This is a genomic window from Neptuniibacter sp., assembly GCF_024231755.1.
In the GTDB taxonomy this organism is placed as follows: Bacteria; Pseudomonadota; Gammaproteobacteria; order Pseudomonadales; family Balneatricaceae; genus Neptuniibacter.
Genome location: NZ_JAAEQH010000037.1, coordinates 1 through 1,239 on the forward strand (window position 1 = coordinate 1; position 1,239 = coordinate 1,239).

2 protein-coding genes are annotated in these 1,239 nt (G+C 46.3%); both read left to right on the plus strand.

The features are described from left to right. Window positions 1-879: hypothetical protein (locus GY843_RS01175; protein WP_297305889.1), on the plus strand; the 879-nt coding region annotated here is incomplete at its 5' end. Beyond that, on the plus strand, window positions 870-1,239 hold a 370-nt coding region (locus GY843_RS01180; protein WP_297305890.1), incomplete at its 3' end, for a hypothetical protein. The genes GY843_RS01175 and GY843_RS01180, both read left to right, overlap by 10 nt.

Consider the following 1,239-nt stretch of genomic DNA (forward strand, 5'->3'; position numbering starts at 1 on the left):
AACGACACTTACAACGAACTGAAAAAACTCGGTTCTGACAGTTACACGGATTACATTAACAAGTACGAGATGCCGGACATTTACGGAGATCACATTCTAAACGCCACTACTTTAAGCACAGGGACAACACCCGAAGAGATAGCGAGTACAGCGTTTGATTGCAGGATAAACGGAGTTGCTTACACCGTAGCGGCGGCAGACTCTACCTTTACAGCAGCAGACACAATTAACACAGGGGCAGCAGCAGGTTCTTTCTGGGGGGTATGGTTGATTCAAGTCAACTCAGCCGGAACGATAAGCACTTCCTCACCTTCGGCAGATCAGGTCTATACAACAGAGGCGTTAGCAATAGCAGCCTTACCTTCGGTGACTGCGGATAACGTAAGCATAGGGTATGTTGCAGTACAAAGTAACTCAGGCGCAAGCTGGACAGCCAACACGGACGACCTTACAGCAGGCTCGGATTGTCTTGACCTTAACTACTACAACACGGCCTCAGCGATTGACGCAGACCAGAATACTGAATGGCCTTTGTATTATTACATTATGCCGACATCGACAGTGGGTACGTTAAGAATTATAATCCTTCCTTTACCGGAAGAGAGTAAAACCGAAGCACTCTACATAAGGTACTGGAAATACCTTCCAGACCTGAGCAACACAGTGGAAACATGGGACGCTTACGAGGATGAGATTTCTACAAACTGCCCGGACCTTTTAATCTGGATGGGAGTAGCGGACATAGCAGTAACTCAGGAGAATCAGAATTTAGCAATGATGGCACAGTCTAAAATAGCCCTTCATAAGAGCGAGTTTAAGAATCTTAACTTCACTCAGAAGAACGCTAACATGGGAAGGATTCCTTATAGATGGATATAGGCAAAGACATACAACTGCCTTTTATTCCTGAAGAGAACGCAGGAGAGGAAGCGAATAAAAGATGGCGGGACGAGATAAGCGAGGCTATTAAAGAACTCCACACAGGTCTGATAAAAAGCCCTGATGTAACTCCCCCCATAGGTGCGATTATAGCATGGCATGAAGATTTTACCAATACTCCTGCTTTACCCGATGGGTGGGTAGAGTGTAACGGATTGCCCTTAGACGACCCTGACAGTGTTTATGACGGGCAGACAATACCCGATTTGAACGGGGACGAAAGGTTTTTAAGAGGCAGTTCAACAAGCGGAACAGAACAACCAGACGCATTCCAGGGACACTTTCACGATGTAGTGCCTG